We start from the raw sequence: 20,242 nt of genomic DNA on the forward strand, positions 1-20,242 counted from the left end.
TACCAGACAGATGAATTGAAAATCGACGAAGTCAAACGAGCCAGGATTAGGATTTCTACATACAGAAGTATGATTATTGGGCGACTTCAAGATGGCATAAATTTGAAATAATAGACATATGAAACCAAAAGGAATCTTTATTTTTTTGTCGATAGTCATATTAATTGCAATAGCTGTAATTTACAGTGTTTGGACTCCTATTATATGGAGTTTAATCTTATTTGGGCCCGTCATCATTTTAGGATATTCGGATATTTTGCAGACGAAACATACAATAAAAAGGAATTTTCCTGTGATCGGTAATTTCCGTTACATTCTCGAAAAAATCCGTCCCGAAATAATGCAATATTTCGTTGAGACTGATACTGAAGGAAGACCCATTAATAGATTATTCAGGAATATAATTTATCAAAGAGCAAAAAAAGTAATCGATACCACACCTTTTGGTACACAAGTGGATGTTTATAGAAATGGATATGAATGGATGGACCATTCCATTTATGCAAAATCATACCCCGATTTAGAAACTAAACCCAGAGTACATGTGGGAGGCCCTGATTGCCAAAAACCTTATTCGGCAAATATTTTAAATATTTCAGCTATGAGTTTTGGTTCACTGAGTCAAAACGCAATTCTTGCCATGAATAAAGGAGCTAAAAGAGGTGGTTTTGCTCACAATACGGGAGAGGGAGGCATAAGCCCTTATCACATTCAGCCAGGTGGTGATCTAATTTGGCAAATTGGAACCGGTTATTTTGGATGCAGGACTAAAAATGGCAGATTTTGCCCTGATACTTTTCAAAAAAATGCTTCAGAAGATAATGTGAAAATGATAGAAATTAAAATTTCACAGGGAGCAAAACCCGGACATGGAGGAATATTACCGGCAAGTAAAAATACAGCTGAGATAGCAGAAATCCGACATGTAGAGCCTCACACTGTTGTGCAATCACCTCCAAGCCATTCAACTTTTAATAGCCCCGAAGGCTTAATGCATTTTATTAAACAATTAAGAGATTTGTCAGGTGGCAAACCCATTGGGTTTAAACTCTGTCTGGGTAAAAAAGATGAATTTGTTCATATGTGCGAAGCCATGATATCTACTGGGATAAAACCTGATTTTATTACTGTTGATGGAGGAGAAGGAGGAACGGGTGCCGCACCAATTGAATTTTCTAACTCATTGGGAATGCCGTTAAGAGACGGGCTTTCATTTGCAATAAATACTTTGAGAGGATATGATCTGAAGAAAGACATCAAAGTCATTGCTTCCGGAAAAGTATTTACCGGATTTCATATGGTAAGGGTCATCGCTTTGGGTGCTGATATGGTAAATTGCGCAAGAGCAATGATGATAGCTATTGGTTGCATTCAATCATTACAATGTAATTTGAATAATTGTCCGGTAGGGGTTGCCACACAAAATAAAAGTTTAATGAAAGGCTTGGTGGTAGAGGATAAAGCAATAAGAGTCGCTAATTTTCATCATGAAACAATCAAGAGTTTTATAGAATTATTAGCAGCTTCCGGGATATCCAGTCCGGGTGAATTAAGTCGAAAACACATTAATAGAAGGTTATCGATGAATAATGTCTTAAACTATAGTGAAATCTTCCCTGAGGTAGAGGAAGGTATATACCTAAAGGGATAACAGATTAAAAAAAGATGGTAATAATTACCTTCATTCACGCCTTTGTGATAATTTGAAACTGCAATTAAGATGTCAAAAAGAACGGTAATACTTCTCTTCTTTATATTGTTGAAATTTGTGCTTCAGTATTTTGCGATCGCTTCTGGTTATGAGCTGCATCGTGATGAATATTTGCATCTTGATATGGCAAAACATCTGGCATGGGGCTACTCATCTGTCCCTCCGGTAACCGCGTGGATTTCGTACTTAATCCTTCATTTGGGGAATTCTGTGTTTTGGGTGAAATTCTTTCCGGCATTATTTGGCGCACTAACAGTAGTGGTTGTTTGGAAAACAATTGAAGAACTGAAGGGGGAGTTGTTTGCCTTGATATTAGGATCGGTTGGTGTCATATTTTCGGTTTTACTGAGAATAAATACCTTGTATCAGCCCAATTCATTGGAATACCTTCTGTGGACTATCATGTTCTTCACCATTATAAAATTTATAAATTCTGAAAATAACAAATGGCTATGGCTGGCATCTCTGAGCTTTGCCATTGGATTTTTAAACAAGTATAATATCACGTTCTTATTACTAGGTTTATTGCCAGCTATTTTGCTGACAAGTCACAGAAAAATATTTCTGAATAAACACTTTTACTTGTCCTTAGTCGCTGCTCTTGTTTTTGTTACTCCAAACTTGATCTGGCAGTATAATAATGATTTTCCTGTTCTTCATCATCTGGAAACGCTCTCCAATACACAACTCGTTAATGTTGATCGTATTGACTTTTTGAAAGAGCAATTTTTATTCTTCATCGGCTCCGGCTTTGTTATTGTTTTGGCATTCATTTCATTCTTCAGATATCCACCCTTTAAGAAATATGTCATCTTCTTTTGGTCCTATGTTTTTATCATTTCTATCTATGTTTATCTCAAAGCAAAGGGCTATTATGCAATCGGTCTTTACCCTGTTTTACTCGCTTTTGGTTCGGTGTATCTTGAAAAACTACTAAGGAATGGCTGGCTTAGATATCTTAGGCCCATTGCGGTTCTAATTCCTATTCTGGTGTTTTTGCCAATAATACAGTTTGTTTTACCTGTTTTATCACCTGATATGATTGTGCAAAAATCAGAGAAGTTTGAACGTATAGGTTTACTTCGTTGGGAAGACGGGATTAACCATAGCTTACCTCAGGATTTTGCAGATATGTTAGGCTGGCGTGAATTAGCCGCTATCGTTGATGGTGCCTTTGACAGCATTGCAGATAAAGAACACACACTGATACATTGCGACAATTATGGACAGGCTGGGGCAATCAATTTTTATTCAAATCAAAAATTCACACAAGCCGTTTCAATGAATGCTGACTATATCAACTGGTATCCACTTGATAAAATGGTAATTAATAATGTGATTCTGGTGAAAGTAGGTTCAGATCCTGATATAAACAGAGAGAGGGAAATACATCTATTTGAAAAAATCATTTTGGTGGGAGAAATTAAAAATGAATTTGCAAGAGAACGTGGAACCAGAGTCTATTTATTGAAGGGGGCAAAACAGTCCGTTAATAAAATTTTGCAGGAAGAAATATTGAAAAGGAAAAATCGGCATTAATAATTAAGTGATAATCGATTAGACTTAACTTTATCGACTTTACATTCTCATTGTGCTGTACTATAGTTTTAAAAAAATCCTTAACTGAATATAAGGATGATAAAAGACAAGAGTCGGCTGACATAATAGAATAAAATGAAAGAGACCCAGCTAAAAGCCAGGTCTCTTCATATGTTTTAGACTCAATCTACTTTTCTGTGACAAATTCACTAAGATTTGAAACTAAGATTTCTTCTATCTCTCCGAATTTAGACTTTTCAGTTTTGGTGTATAACATACCGAAAATAGGATAGGACTTGTAATCGATTTTGCGCAATTCCAGTGGGTTTGAAAAATGTTTAAGTAGCTTCTCGTAATCAAATTGCGCAATGTTATCAGAAGGAATACCCGTTGAGTTATCAAGTATTATTAAGCTGTAAATCTCATCATCCATTTCTCCTAATATCTGGTCCCAATCAGGTTTGATATTATTTAAAAAGCAATGGTAGGGATTTAAATTTGTTGCTAAATGAGTCATGTCAGCTGTTGTACACCAGCCTCCAAATCGCATAGGATTCACTTCAATTGGAACTAATTTGCCTTGATTATCTACACGGACCTCAATATGAACAGGGAAGTTTTTAATATCGGCTTGCTTACCCAGAGACTCAACAAATAGAGTAAATTGAGGTAAGTAAGTTTGAATTAGTTCCTTTGAAGTAAAATAAACACGATCACTCACATCTTTTTCAGATGCAAATAAATGTTGTGATATACCAAGAACGACAGCTTCACCATTTTCATCAAAATAGGCATCGAAAGCAAATTCATGTCCAGCAATTACCTCTTCTATGATAAAAGATGAGGCATTGACTACTTCGATTGGGAACAAGCTCTTAGAATTGGTAAACTCCTTATGTATGTCTTGCTTCACCTTAAGCCATTCGACCTTATTAACGACCTTATGCACACCCAAACTTAAGAAACCAACCGCAGGTTTGATAATAAAGGGCATAGGCAGATCTTTTAAGTCAAGCTGCTCAATATCCTGAAGTGCGACTTCCTTAAAAAAGAAATCAGGATAGATGCTTTTGATCAACTTACGAAATTCAACTTTGTTTTTGAAAAGGTTGATATATTCTGGAAGCTTTGTAAAAGCAAGATGGGTACTTACCCAGTTTATTGAGTTTTCCGAATTGGTATAAAGACGGGAATTAGGTTCATTTTTAAATTTCTGGATGATTTCCTTAGAGCCAATCAAAGCGATTTCTCCATCTTTAATAATATCACCTGTATCAATGGCTGGATAATTATATTTTGTAATGGTATCTTTTAAAAATTGCGAAACGTAGGGCTTATCTAATAGTATCATGAGTTTGGAGCTAGGGCGTTTTAAGGTCGATTTGTATTTCTGATAAAGCTACAAATTTTGTGTATGAATACTGCAACTCCAAATGAAGTCTTATCCTGAAACATTATAAATTTATTCATGTGAAAAAATCAATTGGAAGGGCTAATCTTAGAATATAGAGGTTGATTTATAGAATTTGAACCCCGTGAGAAGGTTTTTAATTTTACATTATAAAAGCTAAGTTAAAAACCCATCATCCAACTTTATGTCAGAGTATAGTATTGACACAGTTTAACAGTGAAAAGATTGAGGATGATCTGTTTTGGAGTGGGATGGGTTTATAAATCAGTTAATTATGTTGCGATCGAATAATTAATAACTACTTTTGCGCGCTATGGGATTAAAACCAAGTGAACTTCACAATAAAAGAAATACCAGATTTTATAGCTTTCAGTTTCTTATTTTCAGAATACGGTCCGATAAATCCCTACCTCCATCCAACAATTAAGCATACCTACATATCCGTTTCAAAACGGATACCCAATTGCATGCAATCAATATACTGCATGTATATATTCATCTAATTAATATTTATGTTTTATTTAAAAACGTGGCTGGGGATTTGTTTCCTTGTGTCCACTTTTTGCGTATATGCACAGGAGAAACCTGTTGTTGAAGTTGGCGGTGCATTACGATTCAATTACAATTATTCCAGCTGGAAAGAAGCACAAAAAAAACGCGGTGGCGATTTGGGCTACGATGTGTTCCGATTAAATGCCAAAGCAAAATACAAGGGTTTAAAATTCAATGCTGACTACCGATTCTATTCTGAAGGTTCTGGAGGAGCTATGTTAAAACAAGGCTGGATTGCTTACGATTTTAATGAAAATGACGAACTGCAATTCGGTTTAATTCAAGTGCCCTTTGGCATCACAAAATACAATTCAAACTCTTGGTTCTTTAGCCTAAACTACTATGTTGGTTTAGAAGATGATCATGACATGGGACTTAAGTACACGCATCTGGGTGAGAAATGGGACTACAGTGTAGCCTTCTTTAAAAATGCGGAAGACTTTGGAGGTAATTCCGATGTATCCAATAGCCGTTACTCTTACGATGTGGGTTCAACTTCTGATGCAGATGGGAATCTTATTCTCAGAAATAAAGAGGTGAATCAACTGAATGGCGATTTGTCTTATAAAATCAATACTACAAATGCAAAGCACCGTTTGGGTGTATCTGCACAATACGGAGGCCTGTACAATCTAGATACTGAAAAAACGGGAGATCATTATGCCCTTGCTGCCTATTACGAATTTAAAGCGGGTCGATTTGGTGTAAAAGCTCAAGTAGCCAATTATAAATACAGTCCTGAGAATCCAGATGGCGAACGAGATGATGTGATTGCTATGACGGCTTATGGTGCACCTTATTTGGTTGCTGCCGAGGCAAGTATCTATACGCTAGGATTAAGTTATTCTATCCCTCTAGAATGGGGGCCTGTATCGAGCGTGGTGATCTATAACGATTTTGGGTATATGGATAAGGCTGAAAGCAGTTTCGAAAGTTCTATCATGAATGTAACAGGTGCCATGTTTACAGCAGGTAGCATTTACACTTATTTTGATTTGGCTGCAGGGAAAAATCAACCTTGGCTGGGTTCTGAATGGACCAATGCCTTGGCTTCAGGAACTCCTGACGCGGAATGGGAAATGCGTTTTAATATTAATGTAGGCTATTACTTTTAATCAAAAAGGAATCATATAGGATGAGTGAAATAATCAGGAGTGACAAAAAAACATTTTTAGGGATAAAAGCCAACGGACCGGTTTTTATCACCTCTTTGCTTATAATAATAGCACTGGTAAGTACAACTTTGATCGTTGGTAAGCCTATGGAACAATGGTTTGCCAATACACAAAACTATGTATCCGATAAAATTGGATGGTTCTTCATCCTTCTATTGAATCTCATATTGATATTTGCTTTATATCTTGGTTTCGGTAGATATGCTAATATCAGAATTGGTGGCAAAGATGCCAAACCTGAGTTTTCACGAATGGGTTGGTTTTCTATGCTTATTAGTGCCGGTATAGGTATCGGACTTTTATTTTGGGGTGTGGCCGAGCCTATCTTTCATTTTAATAGCAATCCATTTTTAGGTTCTGCTACAGACAGTGTACTTGCAGCAAAAACATCGATGGCGATTTCTTTCCTGCATTGGGGCTTTCACGGCTGGGCATTGTATGCCATTGTTGGGGTATCCTTGGCTTTTTTCACCTTTAACAAAAAATTACCTCTTACCATTCGGTCTATCTTTCATCCTTTATTAGGGGATAAAATATATGGGCCTATCGGCGATGTGATTGATATTATTTCAGTTATAGCTACTATATTTGGCTTGGCGACTTCTTTAGGCATGGGGGCTCAGCAAATTAATGCCGGTCTTGATTATCTTTTCCAGGTGGAAAATAGCCACGCGGTTCAGATCATTATCATTGTCGTAATCACCATTTTAGCAACCTTATCTCTAATGTTAGGTTTGGATAGGGGGATACGAATGTTAAGTGAATGGAATATGCGATTGGCAATTTCCTTATTAGTATTTATGCTTTTAGCTGGTCCAACTCTGTTCTTATTCAAATCTTTTATTCAGAATATTGGATATTATATTGGTAATTTCTTTGAATTGAGTTCTTGGACCAATTCTTATGGCGGGGTGGGCGAAACCAAAAGTTGGCAAAGTTCATGGACTGTTTTCTACTGGGCATGGTGGATTTCCTGGTCGCCATTTGTCGGTATTTTTATTGCCAGAATCTCTAAAGGAAGAACCATTAGAGAGTTTATATTTGGTGTTATGCTTGTACCATCGCTATTCGCTATGCTTTGGTTAAGTGTGTTTGGAGGATCTGCTATCTATCAGGAATTGATCGGAAACCACGCCATTACCGATGCTGTAAATGGTAATGTGGCAACTGCCATCTATCACCTTCTCGAACAGTATTCATTTACAACATTTTCGTCGGTACTAACGGTGATTTTGGTGGCTACCTTTTTTGTGACCTCTTCCGATTCGGGTTCATTTGTTGTCGACACCCTTACATCAGGCGGACGACACGATTCACCAAAAGGTCAGAAAATATTCTGGGCATCCATGGAGGGCTTATTAGCCGCAGTTTTATTGATTGGAGGAGGTTTGACAGCCTTACAAACGGCATCGCTTTTAACCGCAATACCCTTCTCATTGATTTTAATTGTCATGTGTTATAGTTTTTACAAATCCTTAACGGAATATAAAGAGGATTAAATAAATTACACGATATCATAAAAAGAAAGAGATGTAGCTGAAGCTTACATCTCTTTTTAGTTTCTGCCAATTTGTTTGAGGTATTGAACACACTTCGGAGTTCTTCTTCTTCTTCTTCTTCTTCTTCTTTCGATCGTTCATAAGCGTAGGTTTCACCTTCGCATATTTAGGTTCGATCTCTCCGGGATTATCTACATGTCACGAATGCTTCAACCCAAAAAAGAAGATCGAATTTTGGAATATAGAGGATGATTTATAGAATTTGAACTCAGAAATAAACTTTTTTATTTTATAATATAAAAGCTAACTTAAAAACCACCATCCAACTTTATGTCAGAGTATAGTAATGGATACAATTAACAGTAAAAAGCTGGGATCTTGACTGTTTTGAAATGTAATATTATTGAAAATCAGTGAATTATATTGCGAGGGAGTAATTAATAACTACCTTTACACGCTATGGGATTAAAACCAAGTGAACTTCACGACAAAAGGAATACCAGAATCTATAGCTTTCATTTTCTTATTTTCAGAGTTCTGTCTGCTAAATTCCTCCCTCCATCCAAAAATTAAGATTACCTATATATTCGTTATAATAACGAATACCTAATTGCATGCAATAATTATTTTGCATGTCTTATTCACCTAATTTACATTTATGTTTTATTTAAAAACGTGGCTGGGGATTTGTTTCCTTATGTCATCTATTTTCGTGCATGCTCAAGAGAAACCTACTGTTGATATTGGAGGAGCATTACGATTTAATTACAATTATTCTAGCTGGAAAGACGCACAACAAAAACGCGGTGGTGATTTGGGTTTCGATGTATTCCGATTAAATGCCAAAGCAAAATACAAAGGTTTAAAATTGAATGCTGAATACAGATTTTATTCAGAAGGTTTTGGTGGTGCCATGTTAAAACAAGGTTGGATTGCCTACGATTTCTCTAAAACCGATGAACTACAATTCGGTTTGACTCAAGTGCCTTTTGGTATTACATCATACAATTCAAATTCTTGGTTCTTTAGCTTAAACTACTATGTTGGTCTCGAAGATGATCACGACATGGGACTAAAGTATACGCATCGAGGAGAGAAATGGGATTATAGCCTGGCTTTCTTCAAAAATGCAGAAGAGCTTCAATTTGGGAACAATTCAGATGTATCCAATAGCCGTTACTCTTACGATGTCGGTTCAACTTCTGATGCAGATGGGAATCTTATTCTCAGAAATAAAGAGGTGAATCAACTGAATGGAGATTTATCTTATAAAATTAATAATGCGAATGCCAAGCATCGTTTGGGTGTATCTGCACAATACGGAGGTTTGTACAATATAGATACCGAAGATATTGGAAACCATTATGCCTTTGCTGCCTACTACGAATTGAAGGCGGGTAAATTTGGAGTAAAAGCTCAGTTTGTAAATTATAAATACAGTCCTGAGAATCCAGTTGGCGAACGAGATGATGTTGTTGCCATGACTGCTTATGGTGCACCTTATTTGGTTGCTGCCGAAGCTAGCATCTATACGCTTGGATTAAGTTATTCTATTCCTCTAGAATGGGGGCCTGTATCTAGTGTCGTTATCTATAATGATTTTGGATATATGGATAAGGCAGAAAGCAATTTCGAAAGTTCTATGATGAATGTTACGGGTGCCATGTTTACAGCAGGTAACATTTACACTTATTTTGATTTGGCCGCAGGAAAAAATCAGCCTTGGTTGGGATCTGAATGGACCAATGCTTTGGCTGAAGGTACTCCTGATGCTGACTGGGAGATGCGTTTCAATATCAATGTAGGTTATTACTTTTAATCAATAGAATTCCCCGAGGCTTGCCTCGGGGTTAAAAAAGGGAAATTTGAAAACCTTAGATTTTCATAAGGCTTTTTAAAAGTGTATTTTTACTAATACTGAGAGACTTTCCTCTTAAAATGCTTGTCTCACGAAAGTGAGATGCCATTAAATACCCCTTGGGCTTGCCCAGGGGTATTTATTAGAAAAATGAGATGTTATGGTGGATAAAAGAAAAATAAAAATTAAGGTTGAAGATTTAACTTTGATTTTCGGAAAACGTAAACAAGAGGCACTAGCTCTACTTGAGAAAGGGGTTTCAAAAGAAGAAATTCTGAAGAAAACAAAATGTACTGTTGGGGTCAACAAGGTTAATTTTGAAATTAAGGAAGGAGAGATTTTTGTTATTATGGGTTTGTCGGGTAGTGGAAAATCTACTTTAATCCGCTGTTTGAACCGACTTATCAATCCTACGGCCGGTAAAGTTTTTTTCGATGAACATGATATTACCCGCGAAACAAATAAAGAACTATTGGAAACCAGACGTACAGAAATGAGTATGGTATTTCAAAAGTTTGGTCTCCTGCCACACAGAACGATTATTGAGAATGCTGCTTTTGGACTAGAGATTAGGGGAGAAGAAAAGCTGGCTCGGGAAGTAAAAGCCCAGGAGGCTCTCGAAACCGTGGGCTTAAAAGGTTATGAACATCAATATCCATCGGCAATGTCTGGAGGTATGCAACAGCGGGTCGGTTTGGCACGTGCCCTGGCAAATGATCCGGAAGTTTTGCTTATGGACGAAGCGTTTTCTGCTCTCGATCCACTCATTAAATCGGATATGCAGGATGAGCTTCTGGAAATACAAAGCAAGTTGCAAAAAACGATTGTATTTATTACTCACGATTTGGATGAAGCCATGAAAATTGGTGACCGTATTGCGATTATGAAAGATGGTGTTGTGGACCAGATTGGAACAGCGGAAGAAATTCTAACAAATCCGGCAACTGAATATGTTGAAGCTTTTGTTCATAAAGTAGATCGAAAAACTATTATTACGGCTGAAACTCTAATGTTTACAAAAAACACGCTGGTTCAAATGCCTAAAGATGGTCCCAGAGGAGCCATTCGTAAAATGCGTACAGTTGGACTTGATGTGCTTCCTGTAGAGGATGTGAATAGAGTATTTCTTGGTTACGTCTGGTTGCAGGACCTTCTGGAATTGGAAAAAGAAAAAGAAACCTCTATTGAGAAAGCTCTGAAGACAGATGTCCCTAGTGTATATAAAAGCTATTCAGTAGAAGATATGTTACCCTTAATTACAGGGACTAAATACCCTCTGGCTGTTATAGGGGATGAAACTGGGAAGTTACTTGGACTAGTATCTCAAACGTCGTTGATTATTGAAGCGACGCGATTTGGTAAAAAAGAGATAAGTGAACTAAAAGATCGTGCAAACGAAATGTAATATGGAAAAATTAATTGATCTAGGTAAATATATAGAATCCGGAATTAATAAGCTGGAAGAGAACTTTTCCGGCTTATGGGGAGCTATTGATGACGTTATCTCATGGACGGTTGATGGTATGAACGACGTATTGCTGGGCATTCCTTTTTATATCATTATTGTATTTGTAGCCTTGGGGGCTTATTATGCCAATGCTGGGAAAAATGCTTTTAAAATAGAAGGATTAAAAAAAGGAGCTGGAATGGCATTATTTGTCATTTTTGGATTGTTTTTAATTTACGCAATGGGCTACTGGAAAGAATCCATACAAACAACCACCTTGGTTATTGTTTCAACCCTGATTGCCCTTATTTTGAGTATTCCATTGGGAATTTTGGCTGCTCGAAGCAAAACAGCTGACGTGATTATTAGGCCCATACTTGATTTAATGCAAACTATGCCAGCCTTTGTTTATCTGATTCCGGCTATTTTCTTTTTTAGTGTAGGAAATACGCCTGGAGTTGTAGCTACAGTGATTTTCTCGCTCCCACCGGCCGTACGTTTAACTTGTCTGGGAATTCAAAATGTCCCGTCGGATGTGATCGAGGCAGGGCGGGCTTTTGGTGCAACCGAAAAGCAAATTTTGTTTAAAATACAGTTGCCTTTGGCAAAACCGACTATTTTGGCCGGAATTAACCAGGTAATACTATTGGCTTTATCAATGGTGGTTATCGCTTCAATGGTAGGAGCTAAAGGTTTGGGAAGTATTGTTTATCAGGGAATTCAGCAGAACGACGTTGCAAAAGGTTTTGAATCTGGATTGGGCATTGTGATATTGGCCATAATTTTAGACAGAATCACACAAGCTATCGCAAAAAAATAATTATAATAATTTATAAATAGAATTATGTTGAAATTAAGAGATTTAGGAATCTTGCTTGTTGTTGTAATGTTAACTTTTTCAGTTACTTCATGCAATAACAGTGGGAAGAAAAAAGAAAAAAGTGAAGATAAAAAAGAAGTTAGCATCTTTTATCCAAATTGGAGTGAAGGAATTGCGTTCACTTATTTGGCAAAAGCAGCACTTGAAGCAAATGGTTTTGAAGTGGAACTAACTAACCTGGCACCAGGCATGATCTACGGCGAATTGTCAAAAGAGGATTCAAAAGGTGATGTGTTTCTTGATGCATGGCTTCCGAATACGCACAAAGAATACTGGGCAGATTATGGTGATAAGCTGGTGAAATTAGGCGAATCCTTTAGCGAGGGTACAACTGGTTTAGTAGTTCCTGCCTATGTTACGATTAACTCTATAGAAGAATTGAACGCCAATAAAGAGAAATTTGAGGGTGAAATTATTGGTATCGGTAGTGGTGCTGGTATTCATGCCAACACACTTAAAGCAATCGACGCATATAAGCTCGATTTCGAACAAATTACATCAAGTGGACCTGCAATGGTGGCTAGTCTTGAGAAGGCAATCAAGCATAAAGAATGGATTGCAGTAACGGGTTGGAAACCTCATTTTAAATGGACCAAAAACGACTTGAAATATTTAGAAGATCCTAAGGGAATTTACCCAAAGGATGCCTGCACAATTATTTCGCGAAAAGGATTTGAAAAAGACCAACCTGTGGCTGCTACTTTTTTCAGAAACTTTAAACTTGAAGAAGCTCAGTTGTACGAATTAATGACAACCATTAAAAACAAGGGAGAAGAAGCTGGAGCTACTGAATGGTATACAAGCAATAAAGTATTGGTTGATTCTTGGATGAAGTAATCTAGAAGCTGAAACTTTACATTAACATATATAAGGAGTCGCATTTTATTAATGCGACTCTTTTTATGTGTTTCAGCTAATGGGATCTCTGTTTGTTATATTTACATTTCAAAACAGCATGTTGGTATTATTAATCAACATCAATTTAGGTGATTATGCCAAAGATGTAAAGCCTAAATTTGAATGGTTTTACAGTTTTTTTCATTTACAACATGTGAATTCTAGGACAATCTCGTATTTTGAGCAATCGATAAGATCTTTTTCATCATGGTGTAATTACTCGTTTAAGCTCCCACTATCCAGCTCCCTATCAGAGTATAGTAATGGCACAAATTAACAGTAAAAGGTGAAGTTGTTTCTGTTTTGAAATGGAATATGCTTACAAATCAACCAATTATATTGGTGGTTAGTAATTAATAACTACATTTGTCCGCTATGGGATTAAAACCAAGCGAACTTCACAATAAAAGAAATACCAGAATCTATAGCTTTCAGTTTCTTATTTTCAGAATTCTGTCTGATAAATTCCTCCCTCCATCCAACAATTAAGATTACCTATATATTCGTTTTAAAAACGGATACCCAATGCATGCACCCATTATTCTGCATGTGATATTCATCTAATTTACATTTATGTTTTATTTAAAAACGTGGCTGGGGATCTGTTTCCTTATGGCCACTTTTTCCGTGCAAGCTCAAGAGAAACCTACTGTTGATATTGGCGGAGCATTACGATTTAATTACAATTATTCTAGCTGGAAAGACGCACAACAAAAACGCGGTGGTGATTTGGGTTTCGATGTATTCCGATTAAATGCCAAAGCAAAATACAAAGGCTTAAAATTGAATGCTGAATACAGATTTTATTCAGAAGGTTTTGGTGGAGCCATGTTGAAACAAGGTTGGATTGCTTACGATTTTAATGAAAATGACGAATTGCAATTCGGTTTGACTCAAGTGCCTTTTGGTATTACATCATACAATTCAAATTCTTGGTTCTTTAGCTTAAACTACTATGTAGGTCTGGAAGATGATCACGACATGGGACTAAAGTATACTCATCGAGGGGAAAAGTGGGACTACAGTCTGGCTTTCTTTAAAAATGCAGAAGAACTTCAATTTGGAAATAATTCAGATGTTTCCAACAGTCGTTACTCTTACGATGTGGGTTCAACTTCTGATGCAGATGGGAATCTTATTCTCAGAAATAAAGAGGTGAATCAACTGAATGGAGATTTATCTTATAAAATTAATAATGCGAATGCCAAGCATCGTTTGGGTGTATCTGCACAATACGGAGGTTTGTACAATATAGATACCGAAGATATTGGAAACCATTATGCCCTTGCTGCCTATTACGAATTGAAGGCGGGTAAATTTGGAGTAAAAGCTCAGTTTGTAAATTATAAATACAGTCCTGAGAATCCAGTTGGCGAACGAGATGATGTTGTTGCCATGACTGCCTATGGTGCACCTTATTTGGTTGCTGCAGAAGCAAGTATCTATACGCTTGGTTTAAGTTATTCTATTCCTCTAGAATGGGGGCCTGTATCTAGTGTAGTTATCTATAACGATTTTGGGTATATGGATAAGGCAGAAAGCAATTTCGAAAGTTCTATGATGAATGTAACGGGTGCCATGTTTACAGCAGGTAACATTTACACTTATTTTGATTTGGCCGCAGGAAAAAATCAGCCTTGGTTGGGATCTGAATGGACCAATGCTTTGGCTGAAGGAACCCCTAATGCTGAATGGGAAATGCGTTTCAATATTAATGTAGGCTATTACTTTTAATCAAAAAGGAATCATATAGGATGAGAGAAAGAATTAGGAGTGACAAAAAAACATTTTTAGGGATAAAAGCCAACGGACCGGTTTTTATTACCTCTTTACTTATAATAACGGCACTGGTAAGTACGACTTTAATCGTTGGTGAACCTATGGAACAATGGTTTGCCAATACTCAAAACTATGTTGCCGATAAAATTGGATGGTTCTTCATCCTTCTTGTAAATGCCTTATTGGTATTTGCATTATATCTTGGTTTCGGGAGATATGCTAAAATCAGAATTGGTGGTAAAGATGCCAAACCCGAGTTTTCCCGAGTGGGTTGGTTTTCCATGCTTTTTAGTGCTGGTATGGGGATCGGACTTCTATTTTGGAGTGTGGCAGAACCTATCTTTCATTTTAACAGCAATCCTTTCCTAGGCTCTAGTAAAGACGCTGTGTTGGCTGCAAAAACATCAATGGGCATCACCTTTTTGCACTGGGGCGTACATGCCTGGGCATTGTATGCTATTGTTGGGGTTGCCTTGGCATTTTTCACCTTTAACAAGAAATTGCCTTTGACCATACGGTCTATCTTTCATCCCTTATTAGGAGACAGAATATATGGCCCAATTGGCGATATGATTGATATTATTTCCGTAATAGCAACCATATTTGGTCTGGCTACTTCTTTGGGTTTAGGTGCTCAACAAATTAATGCTGGTCTGGAATACCTTTTCCAGATAGAAAATAGCAATGCTGTTCAGGTTATTATAATTGTTGTTATCACCGTTTTAGCAACGCTATCTCTAATTTTAGGATTAGATAAAGGGATACGAATGTTGAGTGAATGGAATATGCGATTTGCAATTATTTTATTGGTATTTATGCTTATCGCTGGTCCAACTCTTTTTATATTCAAATCCTTTATTCAAAATATTGGTCATTATATTGGTAATTTCTTCGACTTGAGTTTTTGGACGAATTCTTTTGGAGGGGTGGGAGAAGGCAAACATTGGCAAAGTTCATGGACTGTGTTTTACTGGGCATGGTGGATTTCATGGTCGCCTTTTGTCGGTATTTTTATAGCCCGAATCTCTAAGGGACGAACCATCAGAGAATTTATTTTTGGTGTTATGTTGGTACCAACCTTATTAACCATGCTTTGGATGACTGTGTTCGGAGGATCTGCGATTTTTCAGGAACTCATCGGAAACCATGCGATTACAGAAGCTGTAAATAATAATGTAGCAACTGCCATCTATCATCTTCTCGAGCAGTATCCATTCACAACATTTTCATCAATTCTTACAGTGATTTTGGTGGCTAGCTTTTTTGTAACCTCGTCAGATTCCGGCTCATTTGTTGTCGATACCCTAACCTCGGGTGGACGACATGATGCACCTAAAGGGCAGAAGATTTTCTGGGCATCTATGGAAGGTTTACTCGCTGCAGTTCTTTTGATTGGAGGCGGTTTAACAGCTTTACAAACGGCATCGATCTTAACCGCAATACCTTTTTCATTGATTTTAATTGTCATGTGCTACAGTTTTTATAAATCCTTAACGGAATATGAGGAAGATTCCACCCTCATCAATCTGGATGAACTGGATGAACTGGATGAACTGAATGAGCTGGATGAAATTAAAAATCTGAAAGTTGAAGAGAAAGAGGTCGAATGTGTTTTAGAATAAATGTAGCCTAGAGCGGAGCACTGAAAAAGTCTCTTATATAGTTAAAGCAGTAAAAAGTTGATGCAATCATCTTTTTACTGCTTTTTTAAAACCATATCGTTTCATCTTGATTTAAATGCGTTTACTGAAATGAACGCTGGATGCAATAGTTGAACCAAAACTCTTAATACGACCTTAGTTTAAGGTTGAATCCTCAAAATAAGTAGTTTTCAGTGCCCTCGCCAAGAGCTGCGTCTCTTTTTTATTTTAGAATATCTGTTTTTAGGTGTGTTTTCGAAAGCTGTACAATAGGTGTTTGACTGCTACTGCACATTCTTTATTATCAATTTCAGACCGCTTGTTTTGCATGAAATCAGAAAAGCCAGGTATCTGAACGTTCTGTTGCTTATCGAGCTTACGAAAGCCCATAGCCCAATCTGGGAAAGCTCGTTTTGTAATGGGCTCCTCTAGTAATTTTACAATATTTGAATGCCGTGAATCATTGGAGATGATATCGAAGAGATTAAGTATGGTGTCTTTTTTGCCTTCAATAACCTGAATGAAAGCTTCATCGTTATAGAGAAGCAAGCCTGTGATGTTTTGAATCTCATTTTTTCTACGAATCGTTGCCAGGAAGCCATTCAATTCACTTTCGGATAATTCTTTTTCTGAATAACTTAAATAGACAATATGGATTAAATCTGCCATAGTTGGGGGATTTTGATTCATGTCTACTAAATATACCAATACTTCTCCAAGAGGAAAAATAAAGCCAATTAAAAAGCCCTCACCAAATAAATGATGAGGGCTTAACTTACTCACACAGGTGGAAGCCAAGTGTGAAAAAGATCTTTATATAATTACTTCAAAGGAAGTAGCTGACGTCCGTATACCGCTTCGAAAAGCTGTGCCATTGCAATGTAAACTGCAATTGAACCACAAATAACACCTTCGATACCTGCAATAGTATGAATCATGTGATTACCTGTGAAATTTGCAATTGCCAATAGAGCAAATAATAAAACAACGGATCCAAAAAGAATAGCCATCGCTTTACCTAACTTAAGGGTTACCACGAAGAAACCTAATGAAAGAATTCCCCAAACTGTAAGGTAGTATCCCATTGATATTGGAGTAGGAGCAGTACCCAATCCCATTTTTGGAAGCATCATTAAAAACACCAATGTTAACCAGAAGATACCGTATGATGTAAAAGCCATGGTTCCAAAGATGTTATTCTTTTTCCACTCCATAGTTCCGACAATTACTTGTGTGATTCCTCCCATAAAGATGCCCATAGCAAGAATCATGGTATCCATGCCAAATAAACCTGCATTGTGAAGGTTCAATAGAATAGTTGTTAATCCAAAGCCACAAAGTCCTAGAGGTCCAGGATTCGCTGTGTTGTCCTTTTGAATAATGAATTGTGTGTTTTCCATTTTTAAATTTTGTTGTAAAAAGCAGCCGCAAAAGTATTCTTTTTATCAGAGATAGCAACAGTAGATGTCTAATTATTAGCTAGATTATTTGAATCAATCTAGCTAATGTAAAATAGACGATAGTAAGGGAGGCTTTTGGAAATTGAGATAGGTTTAATAATCAGTCTGATAAGTTGTTGTGATGATGTGGGTAAAGACTCAATATAAATAATAAATCAAGTGGAAGAGTACATAATTAGCTTGTTAATAGAATAAAAAGAGTGGAATTTCTTCTATATGTTAAAACGTAAACTAAAGCAAAAAACCCTTACCAAATAAATGATAAGGGTTTAGCTTAGCTCACACAGGTGGAAGCCAGGTGTGAGAAAGATCTTTATATCTGATCCTTTAATAAAGGAAGATTGATCGATTGAATTCCTTACAAAATTGGAGTTTAAAGTTTCAAACCAGAAACCCTTATTTTGTTTAGAAGCGCTGCAAAAGTAGACCTTTTATTTAATAAAACAAGTGTAAAAGGCGATTCTGTTGAATTTGATTTTCATTAGGAGATATTAATGTAAAACAGCACTGTTTATTGGCTGTTGTATCTTTGGAGAGAAGAATCTCTTATACAGTGATGTGTCGTTTTTTTTGTTGTGTTTTTATCTGTAAGGATAGTATGGTAAATAAAAATAAAGTTTTTTATTTAATGCTGTCTGTGAGCTGTTGGGCATGTGAATTATCATGGGAAAATACTAAAAAACAAAAAACCGTCACCAAATAAATGATGACGGTTTAGCTTAACTCACACAGGTGGAAGCCAGGTGTGAGAAAGATCTTTATATCTGATCCTTTAAAAAAAAGGAAGATTGATCAATTGAATTCCTTACAAAATCGAAGTTTAAAGTTTCAAACCAGAAACCCTTATTTTGTTTAGAAGCGCTGCAAAAGTAGACCTTTTATTTAATAAAACAAGTGTGAAAGTTAATTCTGTTGAATTTGATTTTCATTAGGAGATATTAATGTAAAACAGCACTGTTTATTAGTTGTTGTGGCTTTGGAGAGAAGGTTCTCTTATCCAGTGACGTGCAGTTTTTATTTGTGGTTGTTTTACCATAATGTATGGTATGGTAAATAAAAATAAAGTTTTTTATTTAATGCTGTCTTTGAGCTGTTGGGCATGTGAATTGTCATGGGACAATACTAAAAAGCAAAAAACCGTCACCAAATAAATGATGACGGTTTAGCTTAACTCACACAGGTGGAAGCCAGGTGTGAGAAAGATCTTTATATCTGATCCTTTAAAAAAAAGGAAGATTGATCAATTGAATTCCTTACAAAATCGAAGTTTAAAGTTTCAAACCAGAAACTCTTATTTTGTTTAGAAGCGCTGCAAAAGTAGACCTTTTATTTAATAAAACAAGTGTGAAAGTTAATTCTGTTGGATTTGATTTTCATTAGGAGATATTAATGTAAAACAGCACTGTTTATTGGTTGTTGTGGCTTTGGAGAGAAGCTTCTCTTATCCAGTGACGTGGCGTTTTTATTTGTGGTGATTTTACCATAATGTATGGTAACGTAAATAAAAATATTTTTTTTAATGGGATGCTATCTGTGAGTTTTTTTGTCAAGATAATTGCGCTGAAAAATACTAAAAGCAAAAAACCGTCACCAAATAAATGATGACGGTTTAGCTTAACTCACACAGGTGGAAGCCAGGTGTGAGAAAGATCTTTATATCTAATTCTTATTTAAAAGAAAGATTTGATCGATTGTTGATTTGATTGAAATACAGAGTCTGTATTGTTTCAAAGCGTTGGCAAAAGTATCGCTTTTATTAGATATAACAAGCGTTTGAAGACTTTTTATTGAAAATAATTTTAATTGATCTTTCTGTGAAAACGAGCATCGGTGGTAGATCAATAAAAGGATTGATTTTAATGTTCTAGAATTCAAATGACTAAAATTTTATGATCGGAAAATAAAGAATAATTTAGACGTAAATTTTTGTTTCATTTTTTAGATTCTTTAAGTAAGAATCCACATCCTCTACTGAAATGGGTTCCCCTAGCCAGAGCAGAGCTGCTTCCACAGAGCTAAATATTTTCATAATTTGGGGTAATCTCATTTTAAACATATTCAGAAAGGTAAAGAAAACAACATGGCGAGGCGTACTGGTAATAACAGCTAATTTACGATGTCCAGAAATGCCTTGGTGAGAGTTTGCAAAATCGATATATCCTTTCACATCTCTTTTCATCCCTTTAATAGTAACTTTTCTGATATCCATGAATAAATCATAGTCTGGCGAGTAGTTTGGGTCCTTAGCCTCTTTTATTTTGAATGTTTTAACTTTTTCAAGCGTACCTTCACCTTCATGATATTCAACAACAAATCTCTTCTCATGAAAAACTTTATAATGACTAGTTAGTTCCATTTTTCCTTTTGATTTGATTACTAGAGTATACAAATTAG

Annotated in this window: 14 protein-coding genes; 10 read left to right on the forward strand and 4 right to left on the reverse strand. The window is 36.3% G+C overall.

The window, feature by feature from the left end; genetic code table 11:
- The first annotated feature begins 118 nt into the window (after positions 1-118).
- Together ACXR6G_RS17190 and ACXR6G_RS17195 are read left to right on the forward strand one after the other, a co-directional pair.
- The gene (locus ACXR6G_RS17190) at positions 119-1,651 is read left to right on the forward strand and encodes an FMN-binding glutamate synthase family protein (protein WP_458362685.1); all 1,533 of its coding nucleotides are present in this window, start codon (positions 119-121) and stop codon (positions 1,649-1,651) included.
- A 69-nt stretch (positions 1,652-1,720) separates the two neighbouring features.
- Entirely contained in the window at positions 1,721-3,250 is a 1,530-nt protein-coding gene (locus ACXR6G_RS17195) for a glycosyltransferase family 39 protein (protein ID WP_458362686.1), read from the forward strand.
- 187 nt (positions 3,251-3,437) lie between these two features.
- Here the strand turns inward: ACXR6G_RS17195 and ACXR6G_RS17200 are convergent, their stop codons facing one another.
- Entirely contained in the window at positions 3,438-4,601 is a 1,164-nt protein-coding gene (locus ACXR6G_RS17200) for an ATP-grasp domain-containing protein (protein ID WP_458362687.1), read from the reverse strand.
- Positions 4,602-5,173: 572 nt separating this feature from the next.
- Here ACXR6G_RS17200 and ACXR6G_RS17205 point away from each other — a divergent pair.
- From ACXR6G_RS17205 to ACXR6G_RS17240, 8 genes are all read left to right on the forward strand, one after another.
- On the forward strand, positions 5,174-6,328 hold the full coding sequence (locus tag ACXR6G_RS17205; protein ID WP_458362688.1) for a hypothetical protein: 1,155 nt from the start codon (positions 5,174-5,176) through the stop codon (positions 6,326-6,328).
- 20 nt (positions 6,329-6,348) lie between these two features.
- Positions 6,349-7,887 (forward strand): BCCT family transporter, encoded by a 1,539-nt coding sequence (locus tag ACXR6G_RS17210; RefSeq protein WP_458362689.1) that lies wholly within the window; start codon positions 6,349-6,351, stop codon positions 7,885-7,887.
- Positions 7,888-8,545: 658 nt separating this feature from the next.
- A complete protein-coding gene (locus ACXR6G_RS17215; protein ID WP_458362690.1) occupies positions 8,546-9,706 on the forward strand; it encodes a hypothetical protein in 1,161 nt (386 codons plus the stop codon).
- A 199-nt stretch (positions 9,707-9,905) separates the two neighbouring features.
- Positions 9,906-11,150, forward strand: coding sequence for a quaternary amine ABC transporter ATP-binding protein (locus ACXR6G_RS17220; RefSeq protein WP_458362691.1), 1,245 nt, complete (start codon positions 9,906-9,908; stop codon positions 11,148-11,150).
- A gap of 1 nt (position 11,151) precedes the next feature.
- Positions 11,152-12,012 carry an ABC transporter permease gene (locus ACXR6G_RS17225; protein ID WP_458362692.1) on the forward strand — a complete coding sequence of 287 codons (861 nt, stop codon included), beginning with the start codon at positions 11,152-11,154 and terminating at the stop codon, positions 12,010-12,012.
- A 24-nt stretch (positions 12,013-12,036) separates the two neighbouring features.
- The gene (locus ACXR6G_RS17230) at positions 12,037-12,909 is read left to right on the forward strand and encodes a glycine betaine ABC transporter substrate-binding protein (RefSeq protein ID WP_458362693.1); all 873 of its coding nucleotides are present in this window, start codon (positions 12,037-12,039) and stop codon (positions 12,907-12,909) included.
- Positions 12,910-13,542: 633 nt separating this feature from the next.
- Positions 13,543-14,703, forward strand: coding sequence for a hypothetical protein (locus ACXR6G_RS17235; protein ID WP_458362694.1), 1,161 nt, complete (start codon positions 13,543-13,545; stop codon positions 14,701-14,703).
- A 20-nt stretch (positions 14,704-14,723) separates the two neighbouring features.
- Complete coding sequence (locus ACXR6G_RS17240) at positions 14,724-16,370, forward strand: BCCT family transporter (protein ID WP_458362695.1); 1,647 nt, start codon at positions 14,724-14,726, stop codon at positions 16,368-16,370.
- A gap of 261 nt (positions 16,371-16,631) precedes the next feature.
- Here the strand turns inward: ACXR6G_RS17240 and ACXR6G_RS17245 are convergent, their stop codons facing one another.
- The 3 genes from ACXR6G_RS17245 to ACXR6G_RS17255 all read right to left on the reverse strand — a co-directional run bounded on the left by ACXR6G_RS17245 (position 16,632) and on the right by ACXR6G_RS17255 (position 20,204).
- Positions 16,632-17,057 (reverse strand): BLUF domain-containing protein, encoded by a 426-nt coding sequence (locus ACXR6G_RS17245; protein ID WP_458362696.1) that lies wholly within the window; start codon positions 17,055-17,057, stop codon positions 16,632-16,634.
- 152 nt (positions 17,058-17,209) lie between these two features.
- Positions 17,210-17,788, reverse strand: a complete 579-nt coding sequence (locus ACXR6G_RS17250; protein WP_458362697.1) for an acetate uptake transporter — start codon at positions 17,786-17,788, stop codon at positions 17,210-17,212.
- Positions 17,789-19,760: 1,972 nt separating this feature from the next.
- A complete protein-coding gene (locus ACXR6G_RS17255) occupies positions 19,761-20,204 on the reverse strand; it encodes a hypothetical protein (protein WP_458362698.1) in 444 nt (147 codons plus the stop codon).
- Positions 20,205-20,242 lie beyond the last annotated feature (38 nt).

The sequence above is a fragment of the Ancylomarina sp. YFZ004 genome, assembly GCF_054254355.1.

Bases quoted from the DNA above. Each gene is read 5' to 3' on its own strand.
- ACXR6G_RS17220 (WP_458362691.1), top strand. From the start codon at position 9,906: ATGGTGGATAAAAGAAAAATAAAAATTAAGGTTGAAGATTTAACTTTG.
- ACXR6G_RS17225 (WP_458362692.1), top strand. From the start codon at position 11,152: ATGGAAAAATTAATTGATCTAGGTAAATATATAGAATCCGGAATTAAT.
- ACXR6G_RS17235 (WP_458362694.1), top strand. From the start codon at position 13,543: ATGTTTTATTTAAAAACGTGGCTGGGGATCTGTTTCCTTATGGCCACT.
- ACXR6G_RS17230 (WP_458362693.1), top strand. From the start codon at position 12,037: ATGTTGAAATTAAGAGATTTAGGAATCTTGCTTGTTGTTGTAATGTTA.
- ACXR6G_RS17255 (WP_458362698.1), bottom strand. From the start codon at position 20,204: ATGGAACTAACTAGTCATTATAAAGTTTTTCATGAGAAGAGATTTGTT.
- ACXR6G_RS17210 (WP_458362689.1), top strand. From the start codon at position 6,349: ATGAGTGAAATAATCAGGAGTGACAAAAAAACATTTTTAGGGATAAAA.
- ACXR6G_RS17195 (WP_458362686.1), top strand. From the start codon at position 1,721: ATGTCAAAAAGAACGGTAATACTTCTCTTCTTTATATTGTTGAAATTT.
- ACXR6G_RS17215 (WP_458362690.1), top strand. From the start codon at position 8,546: ATGTTTTATTTAAAAACGTGGCTGGGGATTTGTTTCCTTATGTCATCT.
- ACXR6G_RS17240 (WP_458362695.1), top strand. From the start codon at position 14,724: ATGAGAGAAAGAATTAGGAGTGACAAAAAAACATTTTTAGGGATAAAA.
- ACXR6G_RS17200 (WP_458362687.1), bottom strand. From the start codon at position 4,601: ATGATACTATTAGATAAGCCCTACGTTTCGCAATTTTTAAAAGATACC.
- ACXR6G_RS17245 (WP_458362696.1), bottom strand. From the start codon at position 17,057: ATGGCAGATTTAATCCATATTGTCTATTTAAGTTATTCAGAAAAAGAA.
- ACXR6G_RS17205 (WP_458362688.1), top strand. From the start codon at position 5,174: ATGTTTTATTTAAAAACGTGGCTGGGGATTTGTTTCCTTGTGTCCACT.
- ACXR6G_RS17190 (WP_458362685.1), top strand. From the start codon at position 119: ATGAAACCAAAAGGAATCTTTATTTTTTTGTCGATAGTCATATTAATT.
- ACXR6G_RS17250 (WP_458362697.1), bottom strand. From the start codon at position 17,788: ATGGAAAACACACAATTCATTATTCAAAAGGACAACACAGCGAATCCT.